Genomic DNA, 24,456 nt, shown 5'->3' on the forward strand with positions numbered 1-24,456 from the left:
CTACCTTCAGCCTAATTCCCCTTCTCCGATGCATATTCCTCAAACTCGATTTGGTCGGCTCGAAGTTCATTTTGCTCAAAGGTGTACGTGATATGAAAATCGCCGACAAATTTGATAACCGAAATATTCGCCCCCAGCCTTGCGGTCAGCTTTCCGTCTTTCACTTGATAGTAAATAATGCTTCCGTATCCGACCCGGTCGTTTAAAAACTCCGGCGTGACATCATCCGATTGAAGAATATGCTCCTTTCCCCGCACTTTCAATGAAATTTTGGCTGTATCCCCTTGCATGGCAACGTTGGAGGTTACCTCTTTATCCAGAATTTCAACCGGATCGGCAATCTTGATTTCTTCAAAAGTTGCCGTATCGACAACGTGGATTTCTTGTATCGCCAATTCCGTCCCTCTGCCCCATGTCATAATCACGACCGCTTCCTCAATTCCATCCCCGGTGATGTCGGCGTAGAAAACTTGCGTTTCATCGGAATACATACTTAATACTTCCCAGTCAAAATAATGCGGGTTTCCGTCGACCTCCAAAATGATTCCTTTAAAAGAGTCGTCCGCTTTATAGGTGGTATGCGCATTATAAAGCTTGATCTTCCGATCCGGATCGGTGATCATAAATCCGGCTTGTTTCGCCTTATTCTCAAGCTTGCTGCTGGACTTCACGGCAACCAATCTTTTGTTTGCCAAATCCAGCTTGTAAAGCTTCTCCTCGGCCTCCGCATCTCCTCCCGCGCCGATCGGTGGTGAAACAACCAGCAGATCGTTTTCGATGCGGGGAAATCGCTCGATTTCCGAATAAACCAAGGTGTCCGAGATGGATTCTCCATTGGATATTTTCAAACTGGACGCCTCTCCGTTCTTTTTATCGATGGCAAAGGCGTAGCCCTCCACGCCATGTCCCGTCTTATACTGAGGCGTCAGTAAATAGACATCCGCATCTTTGAAACTCAATGTATTGAAAATCAGTTTTTTGTCATTCGGACGGGCGTACATCAAGGCAGGCAGTTCCAATAAAGTCTTCGCTTCTTCTCCTTGCCTATAAACAATCTTATAGTTGCTTTGGAACGTCTTGTCCCCTTCCAGCCCCAGATTGCTTGATACGACCAAGTGTCCCAATTCTTCCCTTCCCTCGGACACCATGATCAAAGTACCCTGATCGGTTGCGGTCTCCGCCCGGACGGAAGACGCATCCAGAACGGAATCAAGGGCGGTGGAAGCCGTTAGCGGAGATTCAGGAAAACGGCTGGTTAACTTCTCGTTTTGATCCGTATTTTGGGCCGTATTTGCGGAAGGATTCGGATCCGAGGGATGCTGTCCATCGGTACAAGCAGTAAGCAGACCGCATAGTAAAAGGGTTGCGGAAAAAGTGCGATTCTATTCATCATCATACTCTACTTTCTCTTATTGATGTTTATACCACAATTATAAAACACCAATATATCCAAAAAGTTTAAAAAAGTATTCAAACGATGAAGATGAAGTAAGATTTCACTTTATTTTCTTTCTTATAATCGTTGATCTTCAAGGGTAAATCCCGTTAATTTTCTCACTTCCATAAATTCACCTTCTTCAAAGTGACTCCCTTTACACGGTTTTGATCCAATACCTTTTATTGATATTTCGAATAAACCTCAAAAGCATCCTTGATGATATTTGTATTTATGCCGCTAACCTTATTGATCCTTTCCGCCCATTCCGTCTGCGTCGGAAGTGCACGCTCCATTCGCTTCCCTTCCATAGAACTGTAGAAGCTAATAAAATCATCAAATTCCCAATGGATGACTTCCCGCTCCGCAAAAATTCTCATTTCCACGAGCGGGGTTCTTAATGTTCGCTGTGTTTTTTCCGCCTCGATCATTAGTTGTTCATCCGAAATAGGTTTAAGGAGATAGGTTTGATCCATTTCTTTACCATTCGGCCTTCTATACTTTACAAAGAGGGAATTATCATCGTTCGACTTCAACTTTACCCGGGCACCCGGAAAGAAGTGAGCCAAATACTCTTCCGTATACTCTTCGCTCTCGCGGTCTATTAATATCGGCTCGATCCATTGGTCTCCTAAATCGCATAAGTATCTATTGCCTTTCTCATTAATGGCAACCACGGCAACATGAGAGTCAGGGGTTAAGACGGCGTAACTCGGAAGCTTTGCTTGCCTGAACTCATGAATCAACCAAATCGCCAGATCAAAACAATTCCCGGAGGTTCCATACTGTTCCCTATGGGCTATCATTTGATCGACGGTTCTTTGTTTTTTCTCGGAGGTTATTTGAAAATACCATGCCTTGGTGATGGTCTCCATAGGGAAATTATCGAATTTTCTCCAAACGTTAAGGATATCCGGGGTCGCCCGCAATGCAGATCCCTCATTTCTACGGTTATGAAATCTGATACTTCATAAACGTTCTTAACTAACATCGGAATAGATGCGGAAGTAAGATTCAAGCAATCGCGAATTGGAGTGTTTTTCATGCACCATTTCCATTAGTTCACTCCAGTGCATTTTCATTTCGTTATAATCGCTACCTGCTATTTTTTGTTCATCCGTATTATTTTTCAGGATCTGCAGTATTTCTTCTAAATCTGTACAGGCTTGCTTCCACACCGCAAAATCTTTTTCCGTTTTTAGGATATCGTCCAAATTCATCCGAATACTCTCAAAAAAACGAGAAACTTCGATTACTGCATCGTATTGATTTTTATCCCCGATCGTAAGGTTCCAATGGTTTGCCGCAAGGGATGAAGTCTCGACAGCCACGCTCATATTGGAAATGATTTCATGAAGCCAGGTGGTTACGCCTTCTTTATCTATGGATTCATTAGCCATCCTTTCGTTCACCACTTGGATCGATTCATAAGGGAGCGATATTCCGTAAAAATAAAATCGATTCACCAACAGAGAAAATGTTGTTTCTTCTGCATGCTTAATTTCCTTATATTTGGTGTAGGTTACGATATTTGAGAGAATCAACGTGATAATTAGTAGAAGAATTATCAATTTGTATTTTTTCGACATCTAAGTACTCGCCTTTCTGGTATTCGGAAGGTATGTGCAACCGATCCTTTCAATTCAGCTAATTCAAAATCAATGCATATGGCCATAAAAAACCTCTTGCTTCTTATTTCTCGTTTAATTCTTTCCCTAGTGGTGTAATGAATCCGTCCATACTTACCGCATTCTTTTCCTTCCAATATTCCACCAATTTTTCGTCTCCTTTATTTGTCGCCCATTTGAGGAGCGTGTCTCGATCCCCTTCATAGTTATATAACGGCACACTGAATCCGCAAGAGGTTTTTACGATATCGATGTCCGACACAATGATTTGCCTAAACCCCGTATATAATTCAAAATAACCGGCCATATCATTCCATTCCTCAGAATTAGGCAGCACGACTCTTCCGGTTCCATAAAGTCTTAATATTAAAGGTTTTCCTACAAATGAAACAAACATATAAGTGATCCTATTGCTTTCCGTCAAATGCGCACTGGTTTCGTTGCCGCTTCCCGTCAGATCAAGATACGCGACCTTGTTGGGCGATAATATTCTAAATACATCGTGTCCTTTCGGAGATATATTTACATGCCCGTTTGCTGCCGCGGTTCCGACAAAAAACATATGCTGTTCCTTGATAAATTTCTCGTGTTCCGGCAATATGCTTTCAAATACTTTCCCCATGCCACTACCTCCTTTTATTTAAGAAACACCCCAGCTTAGATCGCACTTATCTTAGGCTGGGGCGGCGTATTATCCTAATTCCATCAAAGGTTTGGCCAGGATTTTCAAATCCCGTGAAATATTGCGGGCTTTATGAGACGTAACAATTGATGCGAATCGACCTTTTCATAATTCCATAACATCATAATACGTAAATCATCCGCAGGATAATACCAGATTTCAGACCGGAACCCCGGAGTTCCTCCACCAATCAAACGAAAATCGGACCCCAAAAACCATCCATATCCATAATTCAAATGAGGATCAAAGGTTGTCGTGTAGTATGGTGAAAACATCTTCTCCATGGTTTCTTGTTGCAGGAGCTTGCCATTAAAAAGGGCGGCACACCAAGCATCCAAATCACGAACCGTAGAGTAAAGTTCTCCAGGCGCGTCAATTTCACTTAGTCTATCATGAGCGGCATTGGTTATTTTTCCGTCTTCCAAAGCGTGTCCGTATGCACGATCGGCATTAATCTTCCTTGGACGATCAATACCGGTCGATTTCATAGCTAAGGGCGTAAAGAACCATTCATCAAAAATTTGATCGTACTGCATCCCTGTCACTGCTTCCAACATATATCCTAAAATGATATACCCCGTACTGCTGTATCCCCACCGTTCACCCGGCGCAAAATCCTGAGGCAGCCGGATCAAATAATCCACAAAGTCCTGTTTCTCAATTCTTAATTTACTCATCTCGAAACGTAGATTAGGAACCGCGTATATATCATGAATTCCGGACGAATGACTTAACAAATGATGGATTTTAATATTAGGGTGAAGTTCCTTAAATTTCTCAACGTATGAACCGGGATGTTTTTCCAAATCGATAAGGCCTTGTTCATACAGTTTGAGGACAGCGGTAGCGATGAACATTTTCGTAACAGAAGCAATATGAAATTTCGTGTTCAAGTGATTAGGGACATGGAGCTGAACGCTCGCTTGGCCGAATGACTTACTGAAGATTTCTTTTCCGCCCTTTGTAATAAATAGGTTGCCGGATAAATAGTTCTCCTCGTTGTAGGTTTTTAGTATGTCTTCCAATTGTTCCGTCATAGACTGCACCTCTTATAAAATCAGCTTTTTAAGCTCCTGAGCCAGATTATTTGTTTGACCCAGTTGCCGTATTAAATCATGTATAACCTCGGTATTTGCAACTTCTTTATTCGTGTTTAGATAATTCAAAATTAAATCGGCCTTTTCTTTCCGTCCCATCAAATCGTAAACACTTAATCTATACTTGCTTGCAAATGGAAAGTCTCCAGTGCTGCGCTCTTCCCATTCATACCCACCTATTGCTTTGATTAATTTGTCCTTTGGACAATCCACCGTAATATCCCAATCATTTGCACTATCCATTAAATTTAAATAGTATAGCAATCCACTTCCACCCAGGGCATATGGAATACTGTTCTCTTCCAGTCTCCCGAAGATTGGCAAGATTTCTTTAGGATCCACCCTGAATCACCTTCCAAACATAAATTTGCAACTATTATTAAAGTTGGGACATTAACTTTTTGTTGATATTCTCCACAAGTTTCACCTTTTTCTGGACGTCCTCTGTATGAAAGTACGCTGCACTATTTTTCATGTAATCTTCTAATGCTTTTTTATCGTTACCGGTTTTGTTTTCATAGCTGCCGCTTCTTATCGAATCCAGTTTTCCGGTAATCTCCGCAATGATTTGTATTCCGGTAATAACCTCCTCGTTTAAATTGTTGAGATTTATATATTGCCTTTCGGAATCGATCGTCTTCGCATCCAAGTATACTTGCTCCACATTTTCAAAAAACATCGAAAAGTCCTCAAACATATTAAATAGGTTATTTATTCCTATACTACTTATTTGATTATAATCCTCGTATGAAAATAAGGGGCCATACAACAAGGTTAATTCGCGATGCATACTACCTACTTTTTTAAAATCGCTTCTATATGGATTATTGAATTTCCCGGGCTCGCCAAAGTACAATTTCCCGTCCGATACGGCGTGCTGTAATGATCTATGAATGGACCCGATTCTATACTCGGAAGTAAAGTAACCAAGAGCGGAATCAACTGCGGTTTCGTATCTTTCATATTTTTTGGCTTTGTTAAATAGAACAATATTCAAAGATGCGGATATCACGAATAAAGCCGCGAGTAAGATTAAAACTATGCGTTTTTTCAAAACCTTTACCTCCTGGCGATGCTTATGCTAAGCCATTTCTCTGCTTCCAGCTTTTAATTTGCTTTTGAAATTCCTTCGAGCTGAAAGCACTTTCCATCCTGTCTATTTGATTCATTTTGACCTCATTTGTTTTTATTGCACGTATAACTATACTTTCCAAAGCGAGATAATGTTCTTCATTGTAAATTTGTATTAATTGATCCAGCATCTTATCCGACCAGGATAAGCCATGAAAATAAAACCAAATCATATGCTCCTTTACACTTGAATCGATATGGATCTCATTTTTATTTTTAGTTATTGCTTTAATTGTTGAGCTATTTAGTAGGCTATGTATTTCTAATTGATCGCTGAGATCCATTGCATTGATTAACCTTTCAATTTCTTTATAATTCATTTGAGCTGCTGCTAAATCGATCCGCTCTATGATTGAACCCATTTCATTCCTCATAATTCTGCTTTCCTTTTCGGGATCGATGTGCTAATATAAGCATCCTCTTTCAGTATCTTTCCAGTGTAAAGAATCTGTCCCATATGCTCCGAAAAATGAGCAGCACACTGAATAAACATATCTAAATGAGTGCGCTCCCGGTTCCTTACCGTTTGTGTTTCATAAAAGCGCTCTTCGCGCATATTTTCTATGGTCTCTATTAATTCATAAAATGATTGATTCAACATTTCGATCAATTCAAACTTGGTCTTATGTACTTCCTCAAATTCGGCATCCCGATTTCTTTGATATTCTTTTTGATTCATTCCTTTGCTGATGCGCTCACTTATATTAGCACTTATATGGATAATCAGATTTGCGATACTGTTGCTCGTCTCATTTGGACGCCAGTTTACTTCTTGATCATTCAACTGTTCGAGCACCAACAATATTCTTCTTTGAATTTCTTCATATTTTGCCTTTAATATGTTTTTTATCTCGTCCATAAAATCACTTCCTTGAACGTGTTAGGAGAAGCACCAGAATTCTTTACTATCCCCTGCCCTCTTAGTTTCATAGGTTACCATCTGTCCTGCTCTCTTACAGGTGCTTTCTTAAACTTATAATCAGCCGACTTGATGATCCCTTCAAAACCTATTTTTTCAAGCATTAATTCAAATTCATAAACCCCATACCAACCAACTTAACGGGAATCTTTGCAGATCGGTTTGTGTTGAAACTCCATCTTTCCACTTTTCATACCTCATTGTTTTCTGTTCAAGTAAGTTGAGTCCGTCCTTCGATTAACTGGAAAGAACCACACGGAATAATTATGGCATCATATTTACGAGGTATAGAAAAGTTATCCATTTCATCATGGTATAGATCGATAGTCAGATTTAATTCATCGCACCTTCTTCTGCACGATTCAAGCATCGCCATGGAGTTATCCAATCCATCAATATCGATTTATCTCCCCATCTTACTGACTTTGCAGCATTCCGGAATTTATTTCCATCCACCCCATATGGATATCTTATTGCCGTCAGGATCAAATACGTAAAAGAGATCCCCGCACCCCTCTATGTCTATAATCCCTTCAATTCTTACATCATTTGATTTCATATTGTTATAAATTTCTTCAATGTTTGTAACTTCAAGCGTAATTGCAGACATTTCAAATCCACCTATTTCGGTATAGTTCAGAGTTGTTTTCTCTTTCGTTTTAATTAAAAAAATCGCTTGGTGCTCTCCAACCCTAAATTGCGCTTGATCATCTGTAACCGGGTTTCTTAATTCAAGGCCCAGGTTTCTTTGGTACCATTCTGCGGACTCATATGGATCAGTAATTGGAATATAAACACATTCAATCTGTTTTACCTTTGCATTCATCATTTTATCTTCCTTTCAGTTCGCATTAATTTAGATAACGTTTTTCTCGTATAAATTAATCTTCCATCCGTTTTTCCATTCTAAGAATCGAATATGCTTATATCCGACATCGAGATAATATTGATTTAATCTAGCATTCTCCGCCATACAATCGAGCCTAATGAACTTTTTACCTCTATCTCGAATATAATCTTCCGCCCAACGAATGAGTTGTTTTCCTATTCCATTCCCAACATGGTCTCTACTTACTGCAAACCTATGAATATACCCTGATTCATCATTATCAAGTTCTTCCCAAAGAACTGGATCTGACCAACAAATATATAGCGTTCCTACTACTTCTTCATTCCACCGCGCTAAATAAATTTCAAATCCATTATTAAAACATTCCTGAACTTGGTTAATATTGAATGAATCCGGATTCCATTGATTGATCCCTTTGGATTGAATCCACCTTGCAGACCCTTTCCAAAGATCAAGTATGATCTGACTTTCATCTTCAGTTGCCCTATGAACATCAATCTGGATGTCTTTATTTTCTTTACTCATCGAATCCCCTCAAAATCATCTTATTTTACAAATCCCATGTTATATAACTATATGTCTTTTGTAACTTCAATCCACTTATGAACGACTTGTTTGAGGCGCTCTTTTTTGGCTTCTATATCATCCATCGATGTGAATTTAATCATCGCCCTATCCCCGGCAAGCCATTCCAGGAGGTTGGTGGAATCTTCAAAGAGTGGTTCCCCTTTAGCGTACTCTGTAACTTTCGAACCACAATGAAAAATCAGCCGAAACCCGTCTTTCCCGTGTAAATTGAAAGTTATTCGATCATCTCCATGTAAATAATAGCTTGGCGCATTCCATTTGATGTGTTCTGCCAATTGACTATTTGTTTCAATTATGATCCCTCTTACATACTGGATCTCAGATTTCAGAGGATGCTTGAGATTTTTTATGAATTTTACGACTTGTTCTTGATCTTTTAATTGTTTTGAGGTTTGATCTTTATTGATTGCCATTCATACACCCCCTTAATGAACTCGGCTAGTACACGAAAGCCCCAGCCCTAGATAGATTTCATCCTAGACTGGGGCGTTTTTTGCGAGCCTCTTTCATGACTAGATATCTTGCATCAATCTCTAGTCTTATGGTTGCCAAACTTCCCACACGTTACCGTCAGGATCAGCAAACGTAATGTTTGGTCCGCTAGTGACCCGTTCTCCTAAAATATTGACTCCGTTTTCCTTGAAACGTTCCAATAACTCAGTGATCCGTGGTGTAATGAAACAGGCCATTGCATGGGGTTTTCCGCCGTCCAAGGTCCATGAGAAACCTAATCGACCGCCTTCCTCGCCCGATTTGTGAAGGAACAGAGCAGGTACGACTTGCCTTAAACCAGGTACTGGCAAATTTCCATTCCGATCAGGTAAATTCAAAACAGCCATCTCCACCCCGGGCTCCAAGCGGTCGTTGGATGAAGGTTGATACCCCAAATTCTTTTGGTACCATTTCACAGACTCGTAAACATCATTTACCGGTACGTAAATACAAGTTACACCCGTAATATCCTCCAGTCTTTCCTCCACTTTGACTTCACCATTTTCCCCCATATCCGTTTCCTCCCTCATCTTTCAATGAACCCCTTCCGAATGCTGTACTTAAAAAATGACCCAGCCTTAGATAACTCTTATCTTAGGCTGGGTCAATTGTTGTCTGAGCTTCTTCCATGATTATACATCCTACAACCAAACGGCGATAGCCTCTAGCGTGAATGCAAACTCAAAAATTACTTTTAAACAATAATTCTGCCTCGGTTGGCTCAAATAGTGACAAATACATATTTTCCTCGATGTAGTGTTTAAATATTTACTATTCTCCTTCGTCTTTCTGAATTGCATATGAACTCAGTTAACACCTAGAGTTTATGAAACGACCCAGCCTTAGATAGCTCTCCTCTTAGGCTGGGTTGTAAAGTTATTATGGTATCAATTTATATTTTATTTGTAGGGATCACATAATATAGAGATTCGGCAGAAATTTCGAATCCCATTGACTGATAAAGACTTAATGCATGTTTATTCTGAGTAACTACGCTCAAACGGATTTGAGAGTATCCTTGGCCTTGCAAAAGCTTGACTAATCTAGTAAGAAATTCACGACCAATCCCTCTCCCCTGAAAGGCGGGAAGCACACAAAATCATGAATAACGGCAGTATTCAGTTGTAGACAATTAACTCTGACCATCCCTACTGGAGTCAGACTGTCCATAGCAATATAAGTAATGCGTGAAGGCTCTTTAGTATGGCTAAAATATTCTCTTGCCCAAGACTCCGAATCACCAAAAGCTTGAAAAGAACACTTAATCATAAACTCAAAATCCTGCTCTTCAGCTAATCGCAAAATAACGTCTGCAAAACATAATCTTGTATCTTCAACACGCTTGAAAGTCATGGTGAATTCAAATGTACTAAAGCTAGCCCCTAAATGTCTTATGCAATTAAGACCGGGCTCGGAGTTTGAATGGATTCTAAAACGGCAGGTAAGGATGCCCTGCATTTGCATATCCGCTGCCGCTCTTATCAATAATCTCCGAAATACACCTGAACGGCGGAATTCCGGGTGAACCATACTATTAATATTAGCTTCTGTCCCATCTGAAAAATCATTCATTTTTATAATTTGAAATTCTTGCATGTATACTGGTTGCCCTCATCAAGAAGGAAACACGCAGTTTATGGACGAGCAGGCGCTATCCTTTCAGTTTCTGTCCGAAGAGTCATGGTTACCAATTGAACCGCCTCCTTGATAAGCTGTGTATCCATTTATGTGGATTATTTAATTGTTGTTATGCGCCAGAATATTAACGATATTATTAAATGGATCCCGCACATAGAATCTCCGCACACCCCATGGTTCATCTACTGGTCCATATTCAATTTGGAAGCCCGCATCTTTCATTCGTTTATAAGCTTCATCAATGTCGTCTACTTCAATGGATAAATCAGGCGTATCGGTTCCTGAACCTCCTTGTGACGCAAAGCTAATTTGAATGTTCATTTCATCCTTTGATCCATAGGTTGCGATCCAACCATGATTCATCATTAAGTCGAGTCCTAATACGTCTTGGTAGAAGTATTTAGCCTTCTCTACGTCTTTTGAATGAATATTGGCCACGATTCGTTTCACCTTCATTTCAAACCCTCCCCAATAATACTGGAATTGGAAATGTCATTGTATGAATAAAATAATATCCCTTATTCTTAGCTAGAAAGTGCTTAGAAAAAGGGACAGAATTTGCGAAAAAGCTTATTATATACGTTGATATGTCAGCCTAGCTTATCGCTTATAGTCAGGCTGTTCCAAAGGAATAGGATTCGGATTGCCGAGTACCCAATGCACTGCCAGTTCGCACAGTCTCGCAGGTTCATCATTACCATTTCCGTTGTGAAGATCTTTCGCTAATGCTACTGCCTCCTTAAGGAAAGCGGGATTTAATGGTGTACCTAAGCTAAAATAATGTATTAAACTATTGAGCATCTTACGAAATTGTTCATCCCAGTTTATACCGCCATTATCCAAAATTTCGTATGACACTTTTCCAGTAATCCGGATAACCTCACCCTGTACGGTTTTCGCAGGTCCTTTTGAAGGAATTAGTAAATTCCAGAGTTCATCATGTTGTGCCTGCCAACCCGTTGTTGATACCGTTATTGAAGAGGTACCGTCGTGCATCATTCGCTTCTCTACTGGGGGAACATCAAACAGCTCAAATAGACGTACAAGTGCTTCATCGGTTTGATTCAAATTTTCTTTATGAAATCCTTCTCTGTGAAATTCAAAGTCGTTTCCGATTCGTTCAATAGAGTCCTTCATTTCCTGCGTAATCGTTGTTCCAGCGTTTAGCAAAATAACGGCAACCTCCGCCATATTCACAATATCCGCATTTCTGCACAATTTCAAAGCTTTTTCTAATGGAGTCTGGCCCATTTTATTTTTTGCGCTGATATTTGCTCCTTTAGTAACCAACGTGTGAACCGCTTTGGGTTTAAAGGAACCTGCGGCGGCAAATAACGGTGTCTCGTTTTGATAATCAATGGCCTCTAGATCCGCACCCAAATCAAGCAGCAGTTCAGTGTTACCGTTCCAACTCATTGCATGTTTGTGCAAAGCCGTTCTTCCGTAATTGTCTTTAGCATTTATATCAGCACCCTGTTCCACGAGCCAGCGAACCAATTCATCCGGTATATTGTAAAAGCTCAAGGCTGTTGACTTATTGTAACCGCCACGGGCATCCCATTCGCATTGGGTAAATACCTCTTTTAATGCTGATATATCGCCTGCATCAATGAGTTCATCAAAATTTTTCGGTAAGGTTTTTTTCTTCTTGCCCATATGTGCTTTCTCCTTGAGTTTAATTCTTCGACTTGATCTTTCGCGCTTTATATCATTGTTTCTTTCCAACAGCGATCCATCTTCTATCCATATCTTCAAATACAAATTCCTTATTATTATAATCAGTCGTCGTCAATGCTCTTACTATCTTAACGCCTAGTTCTTTAAACTCCTTCTCCATTTCCTCCTGATGATCGGTAATAAAATACGCATCATAGCCATATCCATGAATCTCTCGATTTGGAACTATTCTTTCTTGATTTGACTTCGTTAGAACGATCTCAATGCTATCTCTATACAAACAAATATGCGGCTCCTCGGAATTAAGGTAACATACTGCTTTGAACCCAATTCGTTCATAGAATTTTGATGTTTGTTCATATCAGGACTAGGAAAAATTTGTAGACAGTTAGTAAAGCCAGACATATATAATCACCTTTTCTATGAATGATTCAAATAAAGCCTTACTTTGTTTCTTCTATGATTTCATTAATCTGTTTAATATGTCTTTGTTCATGTAAGTAGAGTGTTTTCATCCATTCGATTAATAACATCTCTTTAAAAACTGGATGTATAAAATGTCTCCTACCGAGCACTGAGGGGTCTTCAATTGTGTTTAATATTGCAAGTAACTTCTCTCTTGAATGTTTAAGTTTTTCAACGATCTCATGATATTCCATGATTTCTTCCGTTGGTTTAGCTATGTCGGGTGCTATAATCTTTTTACTTCTATCCAGGAGAAAATCTAGGGGTATATTCTCAATAAGTGAATCCTCATTGCTTTTTAACCCTTTTTTAATGGCTATAACAAATAATTCTTCTGTCTTTATGAGGTGTTGATATATCTGACCGATACTCCAACTGTCCGAGTCTTTTTTCATGTATAATTGATCTCGATTCAATTCTTTAAGAATTCCTAGTAATTCATCTCTGGTTACTTTCAAATTGTGATTAATTTCTTGAATCTCCATAGAATACTCCCTTTCTTTAGTTCTTTGTTGTTTTCATGAACCCTCGCTAGCTTAAGCACATTAGTGTGGGGCGAATAGACTTAGCCAAAGTAAGATTGATTATCCGGCTGCCCCAATTCCCCTGTGTTAATTCTATTCAATCCATTTTCTAGGTCCGATGATGTGAAACAGATTTTTCTCCTTATTTAATGAGTCTCTAATTCGATTACAAGTAAAATCACTAATTGGTTTGGGTAGTTCATCCATCGAAAAAAATCCACATTCTAATATCTCCGGAGAGCTTGGTTTCGGCGTTTGATTGTCGTTAATTAAGGATACAAAAACAAAGTGATGCATATCATATTTAGGATCGTAATAAACACCGGTTAATTCTTCTACAGATATATCTACCCCTATCTCTTCAAGCGCCTCTCTCTTAGCTGTTTCCTGTGCAGATTCATTATCTTCTGATTTGCCTCCCGGTAAGTCCCAATTGTTTTTACCATAACTATGTTTGACTAATAATATCCTTTTTTCCGAATCAAATATAACTGATGCAGCTCCAATTAGTTTAGTTGACATTTACATTTCTCCTCTATATTTTTCTATACATGAATTTTCCGATAACATCCCCGTATTGACGAAACGACCCAACCTTAGATCGCTCTTATCTTAGGCTGAGTCGTTTGTTGTCTGTGCTTCTTCCATGATTATACATCTAATAATCAAGGGGCGATAGCTCCGCTGCATGAATACTATGTTAGGGGAAAGTGCAAGCCATCTTAGAGGGAGTCTAAATATTAAACATCCCATTTTCCGTCAATTTCCAAGATGATTTGATTTCTTAACTCAGAAATGTGTTCATACACATTAATAATCTCTGTAATCCCTTTTATCTTTTCTCTTAATAACTCAATAAAAAAGTTAAGGTCACTTTCTCTTGAATTTATCCCAGTTAGATACTTCTCGTTATATTCATTAATAAAATCATTTTTACTTTTATAAAATCTAAAGCGTTCCAGAATATAAAGTTCTCTTAGATTAATGAATAAAGATAAAAAATCCTTTAAATTTCTTGCAACTACACTAACTTCATTCCCAAAAGACATCGGCTGTATAAAAATAATCGGAGCTTCTTCTAAATCTATGATAGACCCCTTATTCGTATAAAAAGCAAAATGATCCCCACCTACCCCTGTCCTTCCAAATACGATCGAATCATTAGGAGTACAGTAGTATCTATCTTCATCGTCATTAAAAGTTATATAAAATCCTATGTAATCGTCGATCGTCCGGCCATAGTCTTTGCGTAATTCTGTATCCAATTGAACAAGTTTATCTAATGTTTCAGGCATTGTAATCGACATTCTTGAACCCCCGCTAAATAATAATTGCTTGTATTCGTGTACCCTGATTATTTATAATTATTCTTCGGTTCTTTCATACCAAAGTTTGTAACCCTCAATGTTTGTTTCTGAGTGGTCACTCGCGTCGAATGTCTTGAAATACCTAGCGTAATAGGCATGTTCAATCGTCTTTTTATCTTCATCAGTATTAATATCAAGGTAAATATTCGATATTTCCAATCCCCATTTGATACTTCGAGCAATCTCATTCAAGTTATCGATTGTTGAAAATTTCTTAATTTCCGTAAGAATCGATTCCAGTTCTTCTTTACTCGGTTCTTTGCTCATATCAATTCTGCAAAAAAGGTTTGGACGAGTAAATGTAAATTGCACTCTTCCGATTGACGGAGAAAGCTCCTTCAAGTCTTTTGTTAATTCTTTGGTTGAATCGGTCTCTATACGGTGAGTAGTACTGCAACCTGCTAAAAATATAAGGAAGCATATTAATATAGCTATCAATTTATTCATTCTGTACTCCAATTCGTGAGTATTTGTAATTAGATTGTGATTGTCGAGGATTTCATAAAACATTCCCGTATTCACAATGGCCCTTCCCCGACTTATCTTCCGGGACCGAAGCGACTTGTCCACTGATTCATGAAAACATCATTTCTTCCAATTCTCTACAAAATGATCTACCGCTGCCTGCTCAATTGCCAGCCCTTCCGTGTAGCGCTCCATAAATAAGGCAAAGCCATTCACATCTGCGCTGTCAGGATAAATTTCTTGTCCCTGTGCGTCATTGAACACTTTAGAGGCAAGGTAATCAGCCAATCCCTCGTGCTGCTCTTTATTAACCATATAAGATGCCAAAATTGCCATCCCCCATGCGCCGCCCTCACCAGCCGTAGACATGATCGAAACAGGAACATTCAGCGCTGCGGCACATATTTTTTGACCGACAAGCGGCGTTTTGAACAATCCGCCATGCGCCAAAATATGGTCAATTGTTACATGCTCCTTCTGTGTCAAAATATCCATCCCGAGCCTTAGTGCAGCAAACGCGGTAAACAAATGTACTCTCATAAAGTTAGCTAGATTAAAGCGGCTTTCTGGAGAACGAACGAATATCGGACGACCTTTTGCAAGCCCTGTAATGTTCTCTCCTGAATAGTAACCATAACTCAGCAAACCGCCGCCATCAGCGTCTGCTTCCAGCGCTTTGTTAAACAGGACGCTGAATAACTGGTTCATATCGGTTTTCAACCCCATTGCTTCATAAAATTCGCTGAACAAGTTGAGCCAAGCATTAATATCGCTGGAGCAGTTGTTAGCAAGAACCATTCCAACAGGGCTGCCATCAGGTGTAGTTACGATATCAATCTCAGGGTATACGGTGGATAAATCTTTCTCTAGTACAAACATGGCAAAAATCGATGTACCTACCGAAATGTTGCCGGTACGCTTTTTAACACTATTCTTAGCGACCATGCCTGTTCCTGCATCGCCTTCTGGAGGACATAGCGGAATACCTGTTTGCAAGTTGCCTGATGGATCTAAGAGTCGGGCACCAGCTTCATTGAGATATCCAGCATGTTCACCGGCAGAATAAACTTTAGGTAAAATATCTTTAAGAATCCACGGGTAGCCTTTATCGGCAATTAAGTTGTCAAACTTCTTAATCATATCTTCATTATACTGCTGTGCAGATACATCGATTGGAAACATACCCGAGGCATCCCCTACACCAAGAGCCTTGCTATCAGTCAACAGCAAATGAATGTAACCTGACAAAGTAGTAATGTAATCTATGTTGGTGACATGCTTTTCATCGTCCAAAATCGCTTGATACAAATGTGCAATGGTCCATCGTTGTGGAATTTTAAACTGGAACTTCTTGGTTAACTCCGTTGCAGCAGTACCCGTTGTGGCATTGCGCCATGTACGGAATGGAGCCAATAGCTCCCCTGCCTGATCAAGTGCGATATAGCCCTGCATCATGGCAGAACATCCGATTGATCCAATTTTGTGCAATGTTACGCCATAATTATTCTCAACCTCTTGCTTTAATTGGTGATAGGTTTCTTGCAACCCACTAATCACTTCATTGAGATCGTAGGTCCAATAACCGCCGATCAATTGATTTTCCCACCCATAGCTGCTAGAAGCAATAATTTCAAAATTGTGATCAATCAGTACAGCCTTGATTTGTGTGGATCCAAATTCGATGCCAAGCGAGGTTTCTCCCCTGACTACCGCTTGTTTAATATTTTGATCCATAGTTGCGTTGCTCCTCTCTATATGCAGCAATTTCTTATAACGTTCTTGTATTCGCGAAACGCCCCAGCCTTAGATAGCTCTTATCTTAGGCTGGGGCGTTTGTTGTCTAAGCTTCTTCCATGATTATACATCTGAAAACCAAGGGGCGATAGCCCGGAAGCGTGAATACGGTGTTATTTGAAGTAACATGCTCTCCACGAATTATCTTATAAAGGTTTGTATTCTTCTTCCGGCTTTGTTAACTGTACTGTTAATTCTTTGTTGAAGTAACGGACAGCAGAGTTGTAAGGATTGCATGAATACCCGTGAAAAAAACAGTAAAAACGAGTTGACATTGGAGTTTACTCAAATGTTATTGTGAATGTATGGAAAAACAACAATATTCTATAAATGAAGTTTCACGGATACTTAATATTCCGAAGGATACGCTCCGGTATTATGACCGTATTGGAATCGTAACTCCGTCTCGGGGACACAATTCTTACCGCAGGTATTCTAGGGACGACATCGTCGATTTGATGAATATTCAAATCATGCAGTATGCGGACTTTTCTCTAGAAGAAATCAAGGGGAAGTTTCAGTTCCACAGAATGCAGAGTGTAGATCCTGCTTATTTCCGGGAGGTCGCTGAATTCCTTGATGCCAAGAAAGCAGAAACACGCAAGAAAATCGCACATCTTGAAAAGGTCAGTCAGTTGCTTGACGTTGCAGTTAAAACGCTAAGGGATTTTAATCATGAAAGTGACCAACAATTGGCACTGTTCGTTCGGGAGATTTACCGTGATATACACAAGAAGGAACCTGAATTAACTATGGAGGATTGTGATGGACATCAGAATTAAGAATTATTATTGTTTGATTGCCGGCGTTCTTGCAATACTTTTTGCTGTTACGCACGCATGGAACGGGCAATCCGCTGTACTGCCGACGCTCTTAGTGAATGATATCGCCTTGGATACACGGATAACATTTACGTATGTCTGGCACATTATTACCGCTGAGAATCTGGTTTTCGGTATAGTATTTATGATCCTGTCATTTCAAAGTGAGAAATCCAATATCCGGTTTGCTGCGTGGATGATTGTGTCACTTCTGCTCATTCGTCTGATGGTCATTCTCGGTGTAACCGCATTATATGATGTTTCCGCACTTACGAATACGTTAATCGATTCGATTGCCACCTTAATTTATGCCGCTTTCATTATAATCGGCACAAGAATCAAGAAAAAAGAGTAAGGACGTCAATCATCACAAACTGTAGGAGGTTTAAAGCACTAAACTGCGGTTTCACTGCCAGTGATTGTCTCAGCCCGCCGCGTTGGATGTGATGTTAGGCGATTTGATTGCCTTCTTTCCCGTGTTCACGACGTCCCACCACCCTAAGGACCTTTAGGTCCGGCCGCGATGCGGTTGGGTGGTGCGGATGTGTCCCGGCAATCACTTCCTCAACTTATCTTCCGGGACCGAGGTGGCTTGTCCGCCGATGCGTGAACACATTGTTATCAGATGCTGCTACTTCTTTGAGTTGCTTAAATTAGCTCTGAATGATTTCAAATACTTCATCATCAGATACCAAATAATCTTCAGCATGTTCAATTACGTATATGTAAAAAAACACTTTGCCGGTATCTGTATCAATCCAATGAGTTTCCATTACCTCAGCGATCATATTATTGAATGAAATTTCTGAGTCAACAAATCTAAATTTATATTGTTTGCCTTCGATCAAAAATAAGTTCTTATTTTTGATTTTTGCTTTGAATATGTTTCTAGATAGAATTATCTGTTCAGCGATCTTCAAGCATTCTTCTGTTGTTTTAATAAAGTCTTCTCCGAATTGCTCAATAAATACTTGTTGTATCACCCTTGTTAATCCATCAATCCCATCTATACTTAACAAGCAATCTTCTATTAACTTTGATTCAAAATCATATTCATCGTCAGGTGCATGAGACATTAAACACTGGGGATCCCAATCAGTAATTATTTGTTTTTTTGACATCACAGTACCCTCAACTTGGTTCTTGGCAGTTTCTGATAACGTCCTTGTATTCACGAACCCTCACTGGCTTAAGCTGCCGGCCGATCTAGCGCAGTGATCGGTTCGCCGGGTCGAAGACTTAGCCAGTGCAGGTTTGTCCGCTGATTCCGCTCCCATGCAAATGCTTCCTGCGGACCGAGGGGCGTTAGCCCCGATGCGTGAATGCGGTGTTAGATGAAGTCCTCGCCTTCTTCGATTTACTCTCGCACCTATATATCTCGCTTAATGAATGGTTTAACCATTTCTTTCTGAGTAATGTTGTTTCCTGTCCAAAGAATCATCTCAATCCCAAATATACCATCAGGATGAATATCTAAATTGCAATCTTGTTCTTTAACCATCATGATTTCTTTATCTTTTTCAAAACTTAAGATTATCTCGTTTTCTAATTCGATAACTTCGCCAGAATAAATTGGGTAATCGATTGCACCTACTCTTGGCAGAGTTATTACGTTGCCATCAGTATCTTTATTCGTAATCTTCACACCAATCCAATTTCCGTTTTGGTCATAAATTAGATAGCATTGAACTGATGATTCTCCTCCACAATTCTCTACATATTTTTGTTGCTCTTTTAAATAAATGTAGACTAGATTATTATCTTCAATTGTAATATGCATTGGTTTTGTACTTCCTTCCATTCCTTATTTGCGAGGATTTCAGATAACTCCCATATCTCTGCACGTCGCAAATTCTCGTATATGCCCAGTATTCACGAACCTATTCGATATCCATAATTATAACTTTATTTCATGATTATGTAAGCCTAGGCGATAAAAAATGGAATGTACTTCCTGCCCGGTAACAGTTAGTTCATCCCTCATTCCCTCCGCCCTTCCTCTTTTTGTTCGAAACTTACTTTTTGCTGATTTCGGCCGACGTCTGAGCCGGATAGGATTGATCGATGGCAACGCCGTTCGGAAAATGAATATCCACGTGGTCTCCTACGGCAACTTCGTTCAAGTCGGCTTTACTAACCGAAATCCACATGGCATTAGGAGCGGCACTTTCCAATATATCGTTGAGCGGGGCGCTAAAATCGCTGACTTGATCCCGAACCACGAGTACTCTTCCATTCTCTTTGGCGACAACATACCCTTCTCTGTAATCCCACGGGCCATCCTTGGAGCTTTCCAAAGATGATGAACACCCCGTACTCATAACACCCGCAATAACAAACAAAAAAAGGATAAACAGCAAATTTTTCTTCATGATCTCCCTCCCTCTTTTCACACGGCGAAAATATCCGCTTATATAGACAGACTCCATCCCAATTCAAAAAGTTTCACAAAAAGTAAACCTGAATGGGGTTTTAAACGTATTTATTGTAGGATATTCATATAGTTGTGAATGCAAACTGGTATCATTGGTTTTTCGGATCGATTTTAAAAATATCGAAGAGGTGAGTCATGAGATTCAGCAGAGTAAAAATGGAGAAATGGTCTAATGTTGTGACATGGGTATCCGATCTGGTGGCCTACATTCCACGGCTGATCATGCGATTGCTCAACTAACTTATACGCAAAAAAGGCCACCCTGGAGGTAAGAACAACCTCTGCAGAATGGCCTCATTTTAATGATAACTATGAATGATGTCTAAATTAGAATTTTGCAGCCAGGTCAGCCGCACGTTTTACGCCGTCCGATACGATTTGTTCCGCACGGTCCGGGAATTGGTTATGGCCTTCAACGATGACAGTTTCCGGGTTGGTGACGCCCCAGAATGCCAACGAAGCCTTCACATATTTCATCGACATTTCCACGTCAGCCATTGGAGCTTCGGAGTAAACACCGCCACGAGCTTGCAAAAGCGCCACTTTCTTGTCGCCTACGAGGCCAACCGGACCATTCTCGGTGTATTTGAACGTTTTGCCGGCTTGGTTCAGGTAGAACATGTAAGTCAGCAATTGAGCCGGAATGGTGAAGTTCCACAGCGGGAAGGCAAAAACGACTTTGTCGGCGCCCAGGAATTGATCCAGGTACGTGTTTGCCAAATCGGCCGCTTTTTGTTCTTCCGGAGTTACAGGGATCCCTTTTCCGAGCTTGAACAGGCCGTTCAGCATATCGTTGTCATAGTATGGAAGATCTGCTTCAAACAGATTCAATTCGGTAACCGTGTCTTCCGGATGAGTTTCCTTGTAAGTTTTCAAGAAGCTTTCATAAAGTTTGACGGTAACCGATTGTTCCGCCGGGCGGTTGTTTGCTTTAATAAACAGTACGTGTGCCATGATGTATGATTCCCTCCTATAATATCCACTAACTTTTTTTCTAATACTTTCTTAGTTATAGTATAAAATTTTGCTCCTGCTGTCAAATAAAATTCGTTAAAACGCCCCTCCAAATGTTACAAAAAAGCGAACCACGAACAGAATGTGTTCTCCGTCACAAGAGTCATGTGAAAAAATTCATATGCTTGTTATACAAAACCCATCAGAACGAGGTGCTGCGGATCATGAAGAAATATGCGAAGCCCGCCTTCTTTATCATATCATGTCTGGTTGTCCTCTTCACTGTCTGGAATTCGTCATCCGCCGGTGAAGAAGAACAAGCAACGGATACGGAGCAGGAGGCTCATCATATCAATACGCCCCCCGTCGATCCGGTGATCAAGCGCGAAGGGAAAGTCGTCCACATTGAAATGACCGCCCAGGTTACGGACGTGGAAATATCGGAAGGCGTCTTTTATAATGCTTGGACTTTTAACGGAACGGTTCCCGGCCCCGTGGTCCGCGTGAAAGAAGGCGATCAATTGAACTTTACCTTAAAAAATATGGATCCCGACATGCCTCACTCCATGGATTTTCATGCGGTACATGCCGCGCCGAGCAAAAAATTCATCGACGTGATGCCGGACGAGCAAGGAACCTTTACTTATCCGGCCAATACACCGGGCGTATTCATGTATCATTGCGGTACGAGCCCCGTCCTGTTGCATGTGGCGAACGGCATGTACGGTACGATTATCGTCGAACCCAAGAACGGCTATCCGTCCGATTCCAAGGTGGACAGGGAGTATACGATCGTCCAGAGCGAATGGTACAGAGAGCATGATGAAGAGGCTTTTCTGAATGAAAACCCGGAATATGTCGTCTTTAACGGGAACGATTTTACCCTGAAAGAACACCCGCTGCTCGCCAAAGTCGGGGATACGGTCCGGATCTATGTCACGAATGTCGGACCCAACGAAGTTTCTTCCTTCCACGTCGTCGGAACCACGATGGACCAGGTTTATATCGACGGGAATCCGAAAAATGTGCTGTACGGTCTGCAAACGGTCATGCTCCCTTCCGGCGGCTCGGCGGTCGTTGAAGTTACCCTAACCGAGGAAGGAGACTACCCGATTTTGACGCATCAGCTCAATGACGCCTCCAAGGGAGCGACCGCGATATTGCGAGTAACCAAGGACGGAAAAGACAATCATGAACCAACCATGAATCATTAATCAATATAGTGCCTTGAACCCGACTGTTCCATTCTGTGACAGAAATCACAAGGAACTTAAAACCGCAATCTATAATGGAATCAAGAGGTGAATTCCAATGAATAAACAAGACGCTAAAATCGTAGAACTCGATGTCCGGGAGCAGCTTCGTAACAAGCTGGAGCCTTTTCAGCTCATTATGGATGCCGTAAAAACGCTGGGTCCCGATGATATTTTTGTGCTTCATGCGACTTTTAAGCCGACGCCGTTGCTCGGTTTTCTGAAGATGAAAGGCTATGTCGGCAAGTCCGTGCAGCAGCAGGATGACAAAGAACACTGGATTACGACATTCGTAAGCAAAAAGAATAAACAATGGCTGGAAGAATCCGATAAGGAAAACGGAGCCAAGACCGATGCGCCACGGCGTGAACGCAGCCTCACGGATCGGGAGGATGAAGGCCCGAAAGTCATCGAACTGGACAATCGGGGCCTTGAGCCCCCTCAACCGATGATCCGCACGCTAGCCGCTCTTGAACGTTCCCGCCCGGGCGATCTGGTCAAGATTCATAATGACCGCGTGCCGGTATTTTTGATCGAAGAATTGAACAATTTGGGGTGCACCTATACGGTGGAGGAGCAGCCGGACGGATCGGCCAAAGTCACGATCACCAAAGCTTAAGGGGGTTATGAACATGAATTCATCGATCTCCCGTCTCCCCTTTCTGTTCATCATCACCGGAATTTTCGGGTTCGTACTTTTCCATGCTACTTCGTTGATGTCGTTTACCGGGTGGATCGGCGAAGGGATACGCGGACCGACCGGATGGTTCCATGTCCACTTGTTCGTATTGGGCTGGGCGACGATGCTGGCTATGGGAGCCGTGTACCAGCTGATTAACGTAATTTTGCAATCCAACATCTATAGCGGGCGGCTAGGATACGCCCATTACTTCCTGTTTACGTTCGGCCTTTTCGGCCTCTTGTTCGGCTTTATTCAAGGAGAAATCGCCTGGATAGCCGGTTTTGCCACCCTCGCCTTTGCCGGAATCGTGGCCTTTGTCTGGAATATGGCGATGACCTTGCTTCGCGCGGGAAAATGGGATCCGATCACGATCAGTACCGCCTGCGCCGTGTTCTACCTGCTCATGACAGGCATTAGCGGTATGTCCATGGGGATCGACTTTGGTACGGGATTCCTTGGCGATGCGCATGAAAATGTGTTCGGAGCCCATATCCTGCTCGGCACGCTCGGCTGGTTCGGCCTTTTAATCACGGGATTCAGCTATAAATTGCTGCCGATGTTTTATTTGTCCCATGATTACAGCACCCGGCTCCAATATGTCACTTTATTATTATGGAATGCCGGCGTGATTGCCGGAACGATATCGCTTCTTTTCGGGACATCCCTTTGGGTGACTTGGGGAGCCCTCGCTCTGATGGTGATTGCACTGGTCTGCTATAACATCCATCTCCTGCAAATCCGCAAGAAACGGCATAAACGCAGTCCCGGAGCCGGTATCGCTTGGACGATTTACGGAAATCAGATTTTTCTCGTGTTTGCCTTCGCCATGCTGATCAAATTGCTGGGATCTCCCGAGCAGCTGCTGACGACAAAAACAATGCTGATGATCGGCTGGGTTTATTTGAACGGCTGGGTGTCGTTTATGATTTTAAGCTATGCATCAAAAATCGTTCCCTTTCTCTGGTGGACCCACAAGTACGGGAAACAAGTGGGAAAGCCGGGAACGCCTGTCATGGCCGATCTGTTAAACGACAAAAAAGCAAACCTCGGCCTGCTCTTGATCGCCTGCGCCAACTTGGCGGTTCTTGCCGGGATCGGGCTGAATTGGCCGTTGATGATCGCGATCGCCGGCTCCTTTTTTTCCATCGTTTCACTGGCATATATTTCTCTGATTGTCCTGGTTTTTTCAAAATAACAAGCAACATTACATTAACTTTCGGAGGTTGATTGAAATGGATCGTACACCGCTAATCCGCGAATGGCTAAAGGAAGTATATGACCCGGAACTCGGCGTTAATATTGTCGATCTCGGTCTCGTATTCGATATCCGGGATCAAGGAAATTCCGTCTTCGTTCAAATGACGCTCACGACGCCGGGCTGTCCGATGCACGATACGATCGTCGGCGGGGTCCGGCGGGTGTTGGAAGAACAGCTTGGAATTAACGAGGTGGAAGTCGAACTTGTCTGGGAGCCCCGCTGGTCCCCGCATATGATGTCTGAGGAAGCTAAACGGGAACTGGGATTTTAAAGAACCGGCCGATCTTCCTGCTCCTTGGTTC

33 protein-coding genes are annotated in these 24,456 nt (G+C 41.3%); 6 read left to right on the top strand and 27 right to left on the bottom strand.

Annotated elements, in window-relative coordinates; all coding sequences use genetic code 11:
- Positions 1-11 precede the first annotated feature (11 nt).
- From ACSFXJ_RS14730 to ACSFXJ_RS14840, 23 genes are all read right to left on the bottom strand, one after another.
- Positions 12-1,148, bottom strand: coding sequence for a hypothetical protein (locus ACSFXJ_RS14730; protein ID WP_435921094.1), 1,137 nt, complete (start codon positions 1,146-1,148; stop codon positions 12-14).
- 469 nt (positions 1,149-1,617) lie between these two features.
- Positions 1,618-2,310, bottom strand: coding sequence for a hypothetical protein (locus tag ACSFXJ_RS14735; RefSeq protein ID WP_435921095.1), 693 nt, complete (start codon positions 2,308-2,310; stop codon positions 1,618-1,620).
- Positions 2,311-2,415: 105 nt separating this feature from the next.
- A complete protein-coding gene (locus ACSFXJ_RS14740; protein WP_435921096.1) occupies positions 2,416-3,024 on the bottom strand; it encodes a hypothetical protein in 609 nt (202 codons plus the stop codon).
- 103 nt (positions 3,025-3,127) lie between these two features.
- Complete coding sequence (locus ACSFXJ_RS14745; protein WP_435921097.1) at positions 3,128-3,685, bottom strand: pyridoxamine 5'-phosphate oxidase family protein; 558 nt, start codon at positions 3,683-3,685, stop codon at positions 3,128-3,130.
- Between the two features lie 104 nt (positions 3,686-3,789).
- The gene (locus ACSFXJ_RS14750) at positions 3,790-4,782 is read right to left on the bottom strand and encodes a serine hydrolase domain-containing protein (RefSeq protein WP_435921098.1); all 993 of its coding nucleotides are present in this window, start codon (positions 4,780-4,782) and stop codon (positions 3,790-3,792) included.
- Between the two features lie 12 nt (positions 4,783-4,794).
- Positions 4,795-5,184 (bottom strand): hypothetical protein, encoded by a 390-nt coding sequence (locus ACSFXJ_RS14755; protein ID WP_435921099.1) that lies wholly within the window; start codon positions 5,182-5,184, stop codon positions 4,795-4,797.
- A 37-nt stretch (positions 5,185-5,221) separates the two neighbouring features.
- Entirely contained in the window at positions 5,222-5,896 is a 675-nt protein-coding gene (locus tag ACSFXJ_RS14760) for a hypothetical protein (protein ID WP_435921100.1), read from the bottom strand.
- Positions 5,897-5,918: 22 nt separating this feature from the next.
- Positions 5,919-6,335 (bottom strand): hypothetical protein, encoded by a 417-nt coding sequence (locus ACSFXJ_RS14765; RefSeq protein WP_435921101.1) that lies wholly within the window; start codon positions 6,333-6,335, stop codon positions 5,919-5,921.
- A gap of 8 nt (positions 6,336-6,343) precedes the next feature.
- Positions 6,344-6,832, bottom strand: a complete 489-nt coding sequence (locus tag ACSFXJ_RS14770) for a DUF1572 family protein (protein WP_435921102.1) — start codon at positions 6,830-6,832, stop codon at positions 6,344-6,346.
- A gap of 502 nt (positions 6,833-7,334) precedes the next feature.
- Positions 7,335-7,721 (bottom strand): VOC family protein, encoded by a 387-nt coding sequence (locus ACSFXJ_RS14775; RefSeq protein ID WP_435921103.1) that lies wholly within the window; start codon positions 7,719-7,721, stop codon positions 7,335-7,337.
- A 27-nt stretch (positions 7,722-7,748) separates the two neighbouring features.
- Entirely contained in the window at positions 7,749-8,267 is a 519-nt protein-coding gene (locus tag ACSFXJ_RS14780) for a GNAT family N-acetyltransferase (RefSeq protein WP_435921104.1), read from the bottom strand.
- 47 nt (positions 8,268-8,314) lie between these two features.
- Complete coding sequence (locus tag ACSFXJ_RS14785; RefSeq protein ID WP_435921105.1) at positions 8,315-8,743, bottom strand: DUF1801 domain-containing protein; 429 nt, start codon at positions 8,741-8,743, stop codon at positions 8,315-8,317.
- A gap of 126 nt (positions 8,744-8,869) precedes the next feature.
- On the bottom strand, positions 8,870-9,334 hold the full coding sequence (locus ACSFXJ_RS14790) for a VOC family protein (RefSeq protein WP_435921106.1): 465 nt from the start codon (positions 9,332-9,334) through the stop codon (positions 8,870-8,872).
- A gap of 380 nt (positions 9,335-9,714) precedes the next feature.
- Positions 9,715-9,915, bottom strand: a complete 201-nt coding sequence (locus ACSFXJ_RS14795) for a GNAT family N-acetyltransferase (protein WP_435921107.1) — start codon at positions 9,913-9,915, stop codon at positions 9,715-9,717.
- Positions 9,861-10,418: a hypothetical protein gene (locus ACSFXJ_RS14800; protein ID WP_435921108.1), complete on the bottom strand. Its 558-nt coding sequence runs from the start codon at positions 10,416-10,418 to the stop codon at positions 9,861-9,863. The genes ACSFXJ_RS14795 and ACSFXJ_RS14800 overlap by 55 nt, the downstream gene beginning before the upstream one ends.
- Before the next feature lie 141 nt (positions 10,419-10,559).
- A complete protein-coding gene (locus tag ACSFXJ_RS14805) occupies positions 10,560-10,916 on the bottom strand; it encodes a VOC family protein (RefSeq protein ID WP_435921109.1) in 357 nt (118 codons plus the stop codon).
- Between the two features lie 144 nt (positions 10,917-11,060).
- Entirely contained in the window at positions 11,061-12,116 is a 1,056-nt protein-coding gene (locus ACSFXJ_RS14810) for an ankyrin repeat domain-containing protein (RefSeq protein ID WP_435921110.1), read from the bottom strand.
- Positions 12,117-12,168: 52 nt separating this feature from the next.
- The gene (locus tag ACSFXJ_RS14815) at positions 12,169-12,417 is read right to left on the bottom strand and encodes a hypothetical protein (protein ID WP_435921111.1); all 249 of its coding nucleotides are present in this window, start codon (positions 12,415-12,417) and stop codon (positions 12,169-12,171) included.
- A 163-nt stretch (positions 12,418-12,580) separates the two neighbouring features.
- Positions 12,581-13,087 (bottom strand): DinB family protein, encoded by a 507-nt coding sequence (locus ACSFXJ_RS14820; protein ID WP_435921112.1) that lies wholly within the window; start codon positions 13,085-13,087, stop codon positions 12,581-12,583.
- Positions 13,088-13,219: 132 nt separating this feature from the next.
- Positions 13,220-13,648, bottom strand: a complete 429-nt coding sequence (locus tag ACSFXJ_RS14825; RefSeq protein WP_435921113.1) for an NUDIX hydrolase — start codon at positions 13,646-13,648, stop codon at positions 13,220-13,222.
- Positions 13,649-13,866: 218 nt separating this feature from the next.
- Positions 13,867-14,433 carry a hypothetical protein gene (locus ACSFXJ_RS14830; protein WP_435921114.1) on the bottom strand — a complete coding sequence of 189 codons (567 nt, stop codon included), beginning with the start codon at positions 14,431-14,433 and terminating at the stop codon, positions 13,867-13,869.
- 57 nt (positions 14,434-14,490) lie between these two features.
- The gene (locus ACSFXJ_RS14835) at positions 14,491-14,940 is read right to left on the bottom strand and encodes a hypothetical protein (RefSeq protein ID WP_435921115.1); all 450 of its coding nucleotides are present in this window, start codon (positions 14,938-14,940) and stop codon (positions 14,491-14,493) included.
- A gap of 138 nt (positions 14,941-15,078) precedes the next feature.
- Positions 15,079-16,692 carry a xylulokinase gene (locus tag ACSFXJ_RS14840; protein ID WP_435921116.1) on the bottom strand — a complete coding sequence of 538 codons (1,614 nt, stop codon included), beginning with the start codon at positions 16,690-16,692 and terminating at the stop codon, positions 15,079-15,081.
- 365 nt (positions 16,693-17,057) lie between these two features.
- On the opposite strand from ACSFXJ_RS14840, the gene ACSFXJ_RS14845 reads away from it, so the two are divergent.
- Together ACSFXJ_RS14845 and ACSFXJ_RS14850 are read left to right on the top strand one after the other, a co-directional pair.
- A complete protein-coding gene (locus tag ACSFXJ_RS14845; RefSeq protein WP_435921117.1) occupies positions 17,058-17,534 on the top strand; it encodes a MerR family transcriptional regulator in 477 nt (158 codons plus the stop codon).
- On the top strand, positions 17,518-17,928 hold the full coding sequence (locus tag ACSFXJ_RS14850; protein WP_435921118.1) for a hypothetical protein: 411 nt from the start codon (positions 17,518-17,520) through the stop codon (positions 17,926-17,928). Before ACSFXJ_RS14845 ends, ACSFXJ_RS14850 begins: the two co-directional genes overlap by 17 nt.
- 298 nt (positions 17,929-18,226) lie before the next feature.
- Here the strand turns inward: ACSFXJ_RS14850 and ACSFXJ_RS14855 are convergent, their stop codons facing one another.
- From ACSFXJ_RS14855 to ACSFXJ_RS14870, 4 genes are all read right to left on the bottom strand, one after another.
- Positions 18,227-18,694, bottom strand: coding sequence for a DUF1871 family protein (locus ACSFXJ_RS14855; protein WP_435921119.1), 468 nt, complete (start codon positions 18,692-18,694; stop codon positions 18,227-18,229).
- Positions 18,695-18,942: 248 nt separating this feature from the next.
- A complete protein-coding gene (locus tag ACSFXJ_RS14860) occupies positions 18,943-19,353 on the bottom strand; it encodes a hypothetical protein (protein ID WP_435921120.1) in 411 nt (136 codons plus the stop codon).
- Between the two features lie 235 nt (positions 19,354-19,588).
- On the bottom strand, positions 19,589-19,945 hold the full coding sequence (locus ACSFXJ_RS14865; protein ID WP_435921121.1) for a DUF3221 domain-containing protein: 357 nt from the start codon (positions 19,943-19,945) through the stop codon (positions 19,589-19,591).
- Positions 19,946-20,334: 389 nt separating this feature from the next.
- Positions 20,335-20,961, bottom strand: a complete 627-nt coding sequence (locus ACSFXJ_RS14870; RefSeq protein WP_435921122.1) for an FMN-dependent NADH-azoreductase — start codon at positions 20,959-20,961, stop codon at positions 20,335-20,337.
- A 224-nt stretch (positions 20,962-21,185) separates the two neighbouring features.
- Between ACSFXJ_RS14870 and ACSFXJ_RS14875 the strand changes: the two genes are divergently transcribed.
- The 4 genes from ACSFXJ_RS14875 to ACSFXJ_RS14890 all read left to right on the top strand — a co-directional run bounded on the left by ACSFXJ_RS14875 (position 21,186) and on the right by ACSFXJ_RS14890 (position 24,425).
- Positions 21,186-22,175, top strand: a complete 990-nt coding sequence (locus ACSFXJ_RS14875) for a multicopper oxidase domain-containing protein (protein WP_435921123.1) — start codon at positions 21,186-21,188, stop codon at positions 22,173-22,175.
- Between the two features lie 97 nt (positions 22,176-22,272).
- On the top strand, positions 22,273-22,833 hold the full coding sequence (locus ACSFXJ_RS14880) for a DUF2249 domain-containing protein (RefSeq protein WP_435921124.1): 561 nt from the start codon (positions 22,273-22,275) through the stop codon (positions 22,831-22,833).
- 13 nt (positions 22,834-22,846) lie between these two features.
- A complete protein-coding gene (locus ACSFXJ_RS14885) occupies positions 22,847-24,091 on the top strand; it encodes a hypothetical protein (RefSeq protein WP_435921125.1) in 1,245 nt (414 codons plus the stop codon).
- 37 nt (positions 24,092-24,128) lie between these two features.
- On the top strand, positions 24,129-24,425 hold the full coding sequence (locus tag ACSFXJ_RS14890; protein ID WP_435921126.1) for a metal-sulfur cluster assembly factor: 297 nt from the start codon (positions 24,129-24,131) through the stop codon (positions 24,423-24,425).
- Positions 24,426-24,456 lie beyond the last annotated feature (31 nt).

This window comes from Paenibacillus salivarius, assembly GCF_051307165.1.
GTDB lineage: Bacteria > Bacillota > Bacilli > Paenibacillales > Paenibacillaceae > Fontibacillus.